Origin of the sequence: Cohnella sp. (assembly GCF_041641335.1) — a bacterium.
Taxonomy (GTDB): domain Bacteria; phylum Bacillota; class Bacilli; order Paenibacillales; family Paenibacillaceae; genus Cohnella.
On record NZ_JBEPYQ010000042.1, the window covers coordinates 43019 to 52136 of the forward strand.

8 protein-coding genes and 1 pseudogene are annotated in these 9118 nt (G+C 57.5%); 4 read left to right on the plus strand and 5 right to left on the minus strand.

The window, feature by feature from the left end; genetic code table 11:
* Window positions 1-88: 88 nt before the first annotated feature.
* The 4 genes from ACESLM_RS15350 to ACESLM_RS15365 all read left to right on the plus strand — a co-directional run bounded on the left by ACESLM_RS15350 (window position 89) and on the right by ACESLM_RS15365 (window position 5545).
* Complete coding sequence (locus ACESLM_RS15350; protein ID WP_372632455.1) at window positions 89-1096, plus strand: LCP family protein; 1008 nt, start codon at window positions 89-91, stop codon at window positions 1094-1096.
* 85 nt (window positions 1097-1181) lie between these two features.
* Window positions 1182-2504 (plus strand): glutamate-1-semialdehyde 2,1-aminomutase, encoded by a 1323-nt coding sequence (locus ACESLM_RS15355; protein ID WP_372632456.1) that lies wholly within the window; start codon window positions 1182-1184, stop codon window positions 2502-2504.
* Window positions 2505-2690: 186 nt separating this feature from the next.
* On the plus strand, window positions 2691-4442 hold the full coding sequence (locus tag ACESLM_RS15360) for a copper amine oxidase N-terminal domain-containing protein (RefSeq protein ID WP_372632457.1): 1752 nt from the start codon (window positions 2691-2693) through the stop codon (window positions 4440-4442).
* Window positions 4443-4660: 218 nt separating this feature from the next.
* A complete protein-coding gene (locus tag ACESLM_RS15365) occupies window positions 4661-5545 on the plus strand; it encodes a polysaccharide deacetylase family protein (protein WP_372632458.1) in 885 nt (294 codons plus the stop codon).
* Window positions 5546-5676: 131 nt separating this feature from the next.
* Here ACESLM_RS15365 and rpmG read toward each other — a convergent pair.
* From rpmG to ACESLM_RS15390, 5 genes and pseudogenes are all read right to left on the minus strand, one after another.
* Window positions 5677-5772: pseudogene (gene rpmG, locus ACESLM_RS15370) on the minus strand (50S ribosomal protein L33); the annotation flags it as partial.
* 243 nt (window positions 5773-6015) lie between these two features.
* The gene (locus ACESLM_RS15375; protein ID WP_372632459.1) at window positions 6016-6948 is read right to left on the minus strand and encodes a BadF/BadG/BcrA/BcrD ATPase family protein; all 933 of its coding nucleotides are present in this window, start codon (window positions 6946-6948) and stop codon (window positions 6016-6018) included.
* A 6-nt stretch (window positions 6949-6954) separates the two neighbouring features.
* The gene (murQ, locus tag ACESLM_RS15380; RefSeq protein ID WP_372632460.1) at window positions 6955-7872 is read right to left on the minus strand and encodes an N-acetylmuramic acid 6-phosphate etherase; all 918 of its coding nucleotides are present in this window, start codon (window positions 7870-7872) and stop codon (window positions 6955-6957) included.
* Window positions 7873-7902: 30 nt separating this feature from the next.
* Window positions 7903-8766: a MurR/RpiR family transcriptional regulator gene (locus tag ACESLM_RS15385; protein ID WP_372632461.1), complete on the minus strand. Its 864-nt coding sequence runs from the start codon at window positions 8764-8766 to the stop codon at window positions 7903-7905.
* A 37-nt stretch (window positions 8767-8803) separates the two neighbouring features.
* On the minus strand, window positions 8804-9118 hold a 315-nt coding region (locus ACESLM_RS15390), incomplete at its 5' end, for a carbohydrate ABC transporter permease (protein WP_372632462.1).

A 9118-nucleotide genomic window follows, 5' to 3' on the forward strand; every position in this document is an offset into this window, starting at 1 on the left:
AGTTCATTAGGATTTTGACATGAACTTGCGCATGCCTTAACTGAAACTTTATAATTTTAACATACTGCCTACTGAGAGGACTATCGGAATGAAGAAGAAGTGGAAGATTACGCTGTTTTCCATACTGGGGCTGGCTTTTATTTTTTTGTGCGCGGTCGGCTGGTGGGTATGGGCAAGCGTCAACGAGATCGATAAGGCTCAGAAGCCGAAGGAAGAGTCTCGATTCGGCCAATTCGAAGAGAAACCGGAGTACCAGCCTCCGGAATGGGAAGGCTCGGAACGCGTCAACGTGCTGCTGATGGGCGGCGACGATCGCGGCTTGAGAGACAACGAGGTCGCTCGCTCGGACACGATGCTGGTCGTTTCCTTCGATCCCGTGACGAAGAAGATTCATCTGTTCTCCGTGCTGCGCGACACCCGCGTGGAGATTCCCGGCTACAAGGACAACCGCGCCAATACGGCTATTACGCTGGGCGGTCCGGATCTGGCGATGAAGACGATCGGCAATCTGATGGGACTGGATATCCAATATTATGTTTATGCCGATTTCCAGGGCTTCATCAAGCTGGTGGACGCGCTGGGCGGAGTCGATTTCTACGTCGAAAAGGATATGAAGTGGACGGACAACGCGGACGGCAACCGGTACGATATCGACCTGAAGAAGGGGCAGCAGCATCTGGACGGAGAGAAGGCTCTGCAGTACGTGCGCTTCCGGCACGACAAGCTGTCCGACTTCACCCGGACCGAGCGCCAGCGCGAGTTCCTGAAGGCCGTCGCGGCCAAGCTGAAGAACGGCTGGAACCTGATCAAGCTGCCGGACATTCTGAGCGAAGTCGTTCCGTACATCGAGACGAACATGTCCTCGAACGATATGCTGAAGCTGGCCAGCCTGGGGTACAACTCGCATCAGGCCGGCTCCGCGCAAATTCCCCCGATGGACCTCGTCTTCGACGAAAACGTGAGCGGCTCGGCCATGCTGGGAGTGCGGGACCGCGTCAAGCTGAAGGAATACGTGCAGGAAGTGCTGGTCGCGGACGATATGGTTCCGGAAACTCCGGAGCCGGGCGCTTCTTCGAGCGCGGCGGCGGCTCAGTAGCCTTTAGCGGCCGGCCAAGACGATCTCAACGAAACACAGCCCCAAGATCCCTTGTGGGCATTCGCATGCGGAGGGTTGGAGAAAAATGAATCAGCGAGCACGTTCGGCGCAATTGTACGAGGAAGCTCAGCGCCATATCGCGGGAGGGGTCAACAGCCCCTCCCGTTCTTTCAAAGCCGTCGGAGGAGGCGCCCCCGTGTTCATGGAACGCGCGGAGGGCGCTTATTTCTGGGATGTCGACGGCAACCGTTACATCGATTACTTGGCCGCGTTCGGTCCGATCATTACGGGACATGCTCACCCCAAGGTGACCGAAGCGATCGTCCGGGCTGCGCATAACGGCACGCTCTACGGCACGGCGACGGAGCATGAGATTCGGCTTGCCGAGGCGTTGAAAGCCGCGATCCCGTCAATGGACAAGGTTCGCTTCGTCAACTCCGGCACGGAGGCGGTCATGACGACGATCCGCGTCGCCCGGGCGTTCACCGGCCGCAACAAAATCATCAAGTTCGCCGGCTGCTACCACGGCCATGCCGACCTGGTGCTCGTCGCCGCCGGCTCCGGGCCGTCGACGCTCGGCATTCCCGACAGCGCGGGCATTCCGCCCAGCATCGCGAGCGAGGTCATTACCGTACCGTTCAACGAGCTGGACGGGCTGCGCGCGGCGCTGGAGCATTGGGGCGACCAGGTGGCCGCGGTCATGGTCGAGCCGATCGTCGGCAACTTCGGCATGGTGATGCCGAAGCCGGGCTTCCTGGAGGGGCTGTGCAAGATGGCCCGGGACGCCGGCGCGCTCGTCATCTACGACGAGGTCATCAGCGCGTTCCGGTTCCACTACGGCTCGGCCCAGACGTTCCCGGCATTCGCCGATCAGGAGGCGATCCGGCCGGATCTGACCGCCCTCGGCAAAATCATCGGCGGAGGCCTGCCGATCGGCGCCTACGGCGGACGCGCCGATCTGATGGAGATGATCGCGCCGCTAGGCCCCGCCTACCAGGCGGGCACGATGGCCGGCAACCCGGCTTCGGTGCTGGCCGGAATCGCCTGCCTGGAGGTGCTGCGAGAGCCTGGAGTTTACGCGCGCATGGAAGCGCAGGCCGCGCGGCTGTGCGACAGCCTGCAAGCTTCGGCGGTTAGGCACGGAGTTGCGCTGACGGTCAACCGGATCGTCGGGGCGTTCTCGACGCATTTCTGCGCCGGACCGGTCACGAACTACGAGGAGGCGCAATTGTCCGACGGCGAGCGGTTCGGCCGCTTCTTCCGGCTCATGCTGGAGCGCGGCGTCTACCTCGCCCCGTCCAAGTACGAGGCCTGGTTCCTGACGACCGCGCACTCCGACGCCGACATCGACGCGACCTTGGACGCTGCGGAGGAATCGTTCCGCGAGATGGCTCGCGATTCGGAATAGCCTAAGCTTATGGAAGCCCTCCCTCGAATCGGGAACGGCTTCTTTTTTTCCGCCTTCCCGAGCTCGATCGACAGCCGACCCTCATCTAAATAACGCAACATTTTCCATTCGTTTGCGTTAATTAGTTCGTGTCCTTATTCAGCGGGTACAACCTAAATCGAACCAATATAAGGAGAACTTTGCACAATGAGAAAATCCATTCAGACACGACTGTTGAAGGTCGCCATCGGCTCCATGCTTCTGGCCGTCCCTTTTCCCGCCGTATCGGCGTTCGCGCAAGACGCCTCCAAGAACACGATTCTGCTGAACCCAAACAGCGCGAGCATCCAGTATAACGGCCAAACGTCGAAGGCCGTCCAGCCGGTCACTTACAAGGACGGGACCAACTACATTCCGCTGAGCACATTCGCCGGATTATACGGCTACAGCGTCTCTTATGATGCCGCAACCAAGGAATCGGTCGTATCGAAGGACGGTGCGGAAATCCGATTTGCGGCGGGCACGGCTCGTTACACCTTGAACGGAGAAAAACGCCTCGCCGTAGGCAAGCTGTTCACCCTGAAAGGCAGCATGATGGTGCCGATCCGCACTTGGTCGGAAATTACCGGCAGCTTATTTGAAGTAAACGGCGCCTCGTACTCTCTTTCCTGGAACGAAGAAGTGAAGGACGTGCCTCCTGTCGCAAGGTTTATCACGAACAAGACCGTCTACAAAATGGGAGAACCGATCGAATACTCCGATGAAAGCTACGACGAATACGGCAGGATCGTCAAGACGGAATGGACGGGGAAGGAGCGAGCCTTCTTCCGCCCCGGCGTCGTGGAGATTACGTTGAAGGTGACCAATCCATACGGCTTGACCGGCTCCTACACGCAGAAAATCGAAATCACGGAAGAAACGATGCACACCGAGGAGGAGTTCAACCGGCTGTTCACTCCGCCGGGCGACAAATTCCCGATAGCCGGCCAATCCGTGCTTCGGATGGCGCAAGTGCCGTATACGATCGAATCCCAGCCGATACAGCTGATTCGCAGCAACAGCCCGGAATATTTCCTGGAGGAAGGCATCGCCTATCGGGACAGCATCTCCGGCAAGTTCCGCATCAATATCCATAACGGCAATCGCTCCGGCAAAGCTCTGACGATCTATCTGGTCGCCACCAATCACCAGAGCCATCCCGTCGCCTACAACATCAACGCGTTCGGCAAGGGCGGTCCGGCGACCTATGTTTCCACGAGCGGGAAAAACGCCGTCGCCCGCTTCCTCGACGATACGGCCCACGGAAAACCGCGCGACAAGGTCGTGCTGAAGCCGGGCGAATCCGTGGTCGTCCTGCCGGAGGTCAGCCAAACGCCGCTGAAGCCGAACCTGATCATGACCTCCTACACCGAGATCGAGACCAGCGACGAGCTGCAGTTCACCGTTGCCGCAGTAGACGCGGAGGCGCATCCTGATCAAAGCATCTTCGAGATTCTTCCCGGGCTGAAACGGTTGGACCGCGACGGCCGTCATGTCCGCGGAACGTTCCAGGATGCCGACCGTTCGCTTGTGATTGACGGGACGCTCGGTTACGAGGAGCAGCGGATCGCGATCGGCGATCATAACGACAGCTTCCTTGCGGGCGAAGACAAGCTGCTCGGCCTGCCTGAAACGAATAAAGGCAACACCGGCGTCCGCTACAAGGTACGCGTCAAGGTGGCGCCAAATACGTTGATCGGGCTTAACGCGCGGGGCGGCCATTATGCGGGAGCGCTGCTGGTCAATGATCGCGTGGTGCAGATGGTTGAGAAGAGCATTCTGAAGGACCCCGACGAGCTGGGCGTCTTGTACCGGACCGGCCCTACGGAGGAGACCGTCGATCTGACGCTGGTCATCGCGTCGGGAAGCAATCTTCCGATCAGCCTCGTGTTTATTCCATTGAACAAAACCGCAGAATAGGTTCGCCGCCAGCCTTCCATGCTTGCGGAAAGGTTCGTTGCGCAAGGGTCTCCGATAGTCGGAGGCTCTTGCGTTTTTTTAATCGGGCCGAGCTTTCCGGATTGACGTTGTTAAGAGATCTTTAAGGACTATTCCACCCATTTGATAAGGAACGGCCCTCTAATTCATTAAGTTTTCATTTCTATAATCCTTCTGAATAGAAGGAGGAGATTCAAGAAATGAACTTAAGCGGAAAACCTTGGACGGCCGCGCTTGTATGGGTATGGCTTGCCGTCACGATCCTTAGCGCCTGCAGCAATGCCGAAGCCGAAGTCGAGCCTGTAGAGGGGAAGGTCTACTATAGCGATCAGGTCTCCGTCTTGATGTACCACGACCTTACGGAAGGCAAGACGTCGAAAAATGCGCTCTCGGTGAAAGATTTCAAAAAACAGATGGAGCTGTTAAAAAGAAACGGCTTCCAGGTGATCGGCATGAAGGAGTATTCCGAATATATTCTGAATCAAGGGCCGGTGCCCGACAATGCGGTGCTTATGACTTTCGACGACGGATATGAAAGCTTCTACAAGCTGGCGTACCCGGTGCTGAAGGAATACGGCTATCCCGCGACCAACTTCGTCATCGTCAAGTATATCGATGAACGGATCGGCGCGCCGAAGATAACCTGGGACCAAATGCGAGAGATGCAGAAGGACGGCATGACCTTCTATTCGCATACTTACGATTCGCACGTGTATGTCGAGGAGGACGAGCAGGGCGGCAAGAAGCCGGCGCTTACGGCTCGGAAGTATCTGGTCGAGGAAAAGCGTCAGGAGACGGCGGAGGAGGCCAAGCGGCGGGTTGCCGAGGATCTGGCGAAAGCGGAAGAGCGCCTGAAGGAGGAGCTCGGCAACGCCGACAGCATCCTCTCCTTCCCTTACGGCGCTTTCAACGACACCGTCATGGACGTCCTGCAATCGCTCGACATTCAGCTCTCCTTCACCGTCAGAAGGGGCATCAACTCCCGAGCGGATGCGAACAGCTACAGAATCAACGGAGCCAACGCGAAGGAGAATCCGAAGACGGTGATTGACCATCTGAAGAAGATTAAAGATAGCAACAGTTGATGAGTTATGGGCTACGACTGCAGCTCCGGGTTCCGCCAAGGCGCTATCTTGTCCTTCAGCTGCTTGCCCCGCGCCGGTTACCTGTCTTCCCGATGGATCGTATGCTTCTTGAGCTGCGGGCCATATTTTCAGAGCTCCACCCGGGACGGATGCGTCCTCTTGTTTTTCGATACCGTGTAGTTGCGGCCGCCGCATTCCGTGCAGCCCAAGGTTACGATGACTCTCATATCCGCTTCTCTGTTTGTTACGAATGCGATCCCGGACTCGCTGATCGAGTCGGCCAAAATCGACGGCCCCGAAGAGTTGCACATCTGCACGCCCAGATTATTAAGCTGCTGTCGCTGCCAACGATCGGACTGCTTCAGACGCTGAACTACTGGAACGACTGGTACGACAGCATGGTGTTTATCAGTTCACGGAGCCGACCGGATTGAACGGATACTGGTAAACCGAAAAACGAGGAGAACGGATTAACCGTTCCCCTCGCGGGAGGATATCAGCAGGGCGATCTTCGCCGCGCCGTACGCGGCATTGTGCACGGGCTTGATCACCTCAATCGGCAAGCCGGTTGCCGTGACCTGACGGACGAATCGCTCAAATACAGCATCGATGCTGGAAAAGACGCCGCCGCTGCAGACGAGGGGGATCCGCGAAGAATCAAAGCGAAGCTTGCCGATCACCGTTCTCGCCATAAGAGCAAGCTCATCAGCCGCCTCGATCAGAATGAACTCCGCCTTTCGATCTCCCGCGAGGAAAGCCTCGTTCACGACCCGGGCCAGCGCGGCGATATGCCGCTTTCCCTCCTGCCGATAAATAAAGGGGATAAACTGCTCTGGACTGTTGATGCCTGTTTCCTCCATTAGCCGGGGCAGCAGCTCCGTATACGGCTCGCGGTCGTCGAAGCTTCGCAATGAAGCGGCGACAGCGCGGGAGGCGATCGCATAGCCACTTCCCTCGTCGCCGACGAGATGGCCCCAGCCTCCGGACCGACAGACGTTGCCGTACCCATCTCGTCCGAATGCCAGCGATCCTGTTCCAGCGATCACCACCACGCCTTCCCGGCTTCCGCTTCCGGCTGCCAGCGCGTTCTCGGCATCGTTGGTCACCTCAATGGCGCCGCGGACCCCCAGCCCTCTGAGTATGCTCTCGAATATTTCGCGCTCCCCGCTCCTGTCGGCTCCCGCGGCCCCCAGACAGAACGCCCGGCAATCTGTCAGCAGCATCCCGGAATTGTCCGCCGCCCGGAAGAGCAGCTTCTTCAACTCCACCTCCACGGCCTGTTTGCCGGTCGCGTTGAGATTAAGCGGCCCTCCGCTCAGCTCCAGAATGGGATTTCCGTCGCCGTCCGCCATATGCAGCAGGCTCTTCGTTCCTCCGCCGTCGATTCCAATGACATATTCCATTCGTCCTTATTCCCCGGAAGCCGCCCGAACGGCTTCAATGGCGCGCTTAACGAAGCCTCCGGCCTCGTCCAGGGCCGCTTCGGCCGTCTCGCGATCTCGTCCCGTCTCAAGCATAACGATCGCCGTCTTGACATGATTGTCGGCTTCCTTCATCGCGCGGCTCGCGGCTTCGTAATCGGCCCCCGTCGCCTCCATCACGATTCGAAGCGATCTTTCCTTCAGCTTCTGATTGCTTGCGTGCAAGTCCATCATCAGGTTCTGGTACACCTTGCCGAGCCGAATCATCGCGGTCGTCGACATCATGTTCAGAATCATCTTTTGCGCGGTCGCCGCCTTCAGCCGGGTAGAGCCAGTTAGAATCTCGGGGCCGACTTCAACCTCGATCGCATGGTCAGCGTAACGGCTGACGACCGACTCGGCGTTGCAGGATACCGAGATGGCGGTCGCGCCAGCCTCCCGCGCGTATTGAAGCGCGCCCTTGACGTACGGAGTTCTGCCGCTGGCCGTCAATCCGACCACGACGTCGCGCGCGGACAGACCGATCCGCTTAAGGTCGCTCACCGCAAGCTCCTCGTCGTCCTCCGCCCCTTCTACGGCTTTGACGAACGCGCCTTCTCCCCCGGCGATAAGTCCGATCACAGTATTGAAGTCCACGCCGAAGGTCGGCGGACATTCGGAGGCGTCCATCACGCCGATGCGCCCGCTCGTGCCCGCTCCGACATAGACCAGCCTGCCCTCCTTTTCCATCGAGGCCACGATAGCCGCGATCGCCCGCTCAATGGCCGGAAGCTCCCTTTTCACCGCCAGGGCGACGGTCTGGTCCTCTTCATTCATGATTTCGACGATTTCTTTTATGCTTAACTCGCTCAGATCGCGCGTTCGCGCATTTCGCTGCTCCGTAACGAGATGTTCTAGTGTTTTCATGACAGTATGTCCTCCTATAAATCCGTCCGCTCACGCATTGCGCTTCGATAGGGCTACGGCTTTTCTCGTTTTCTCGAGCATTCTGACGTTCTCGTCATAATCCAATTGAGCAATCCCGACAAATAAAATGTCGATGACGTTTAGTTGCGTGATTCGCGAGGCCATCGCCCCGCTTCGAATGCTTTTTTCCATCGAGCTTGTAAACAGCCGGATATCCGCAAGATCGGAAATCGGATTGCTGCCGAACTTAGTCAAAGAAATGATGCAGGCTCCGTTCTCCTTGGCGATGCCGAGCGAACGTATGACGTCCTCCGTCTGACCGGAATAGGAAATGCCGAATGCCACATCCCCTTCCTTCAGAAGTGCCGCATAGGTGGCCTGTGTGTTGAAGTCATAGGCCGCCGTGCACCAACGAGCAACGCGCGTCAGCTTCTGCATGAAGTCTTCCGCGATGACGGCCGAAGCTCCTACTCCAAAGATGCAGATTTGTCGCGCTTCGCCTAGCTTCTCGATCGCCCTTTCGACCTCTTCTGCGGATAACACCGACAACGTATCCTGAATCGATTGCATATTGTTATGAGAGATGGAGTCGATCAAGGTAGAGACCCTGCCGTCCAGTTGGATTTCCTGATAGGCGTCCAATTCCATCGCGGTACGGGACGTCTGGGCCAGATCGGCTACGATTCGCATTTTAAGATCCTGATAACCCTTGAACTGGAGAGAGCGCGATAGCCGGACGATCGTCGCTTCGCTGACCCCTGTCGTTTGCGCCAGCTTCTGAACGGACATCCGTACAATTCCCTCTGGATGGTCCAAAATGTACTCCGCGACGATTCTTTCCTGGGGCTTAAGCTGCGTAAGCGCCTCTTTAATCGTGACAAGTCCTCCGTGCACTAGCGATCCCACCTTAATCGTCAATCTGGATGAGTCGTTATTTGACAGCTCCTGCCGTAAGACCGTCCATAAACTGGCGGGAAGAAAACGCGAAAATCAAAATCATCGGCAAGGATGACAGCGTCAGTCCCGCGAACAGAACGCTCCAATCGGTCGTAAATTCTCCGAACAGCTGTTGCATGGCGAGAGGAATCGTCTTTTTCGCTTCATTTTGAATAAAAATCATAGGGAAGAAAAATTCGTTCCATACCCCGATAAAATTGATGATCGTAACCGTCCCGATAGCGGGCTTCATCAGCGGAACGAGAATCTTCATCAGCAGGCCCGCATTGGTGCACCCGTCTATTCTGGC

Excerpts from the sequence above, each read along its gene's own strand:
- murQ (WP_372632460.1), bottom strand. The coding sequence starts at position 7,872 with ATGAAAACACTAGAACATCTCGTTACGGAGCAGCGAAATGCGCGAACG.
- ACESLM_RS15355 (WP_372632456.1), top strand. The coding sequence starts at position 1,182 with ATGAATCAGCGAGCACGTTCGGCGCAATTGTACGAGGAAGCTCAGCGC.
- ACESLM_RS15360 (WP_372632457.1), top strand. The coding sequence starts at position 2,691 with ATGAGAAAATCCATTCAGACACGACTGTTGAAGGTCGCCATCGGCTCC.
- ACESLM_RS15365 (WP_372632458.1), top strand. The coding sequence starts at position 4,661 with ATGAACTTAAGCGGAAAACCTTGGACGGCCGCGCTTGTATGGGTATGG.
- ACESLM_RS15375 (WP_372632459.1), bottom strand. The coding sequence starts at position 6,948 with ATGGAATATGTCATTGGAATCGACGGCGGAGGAACGAAGAGCCTGCTG.
- ACESLM_RS15350 (WP_372632455.1), top strand. The coding sequence starts at position 89 with ATGAAGAAGAAGTGGAAGATTACGCTGTTTTCCATACTGGGGCTGGCT.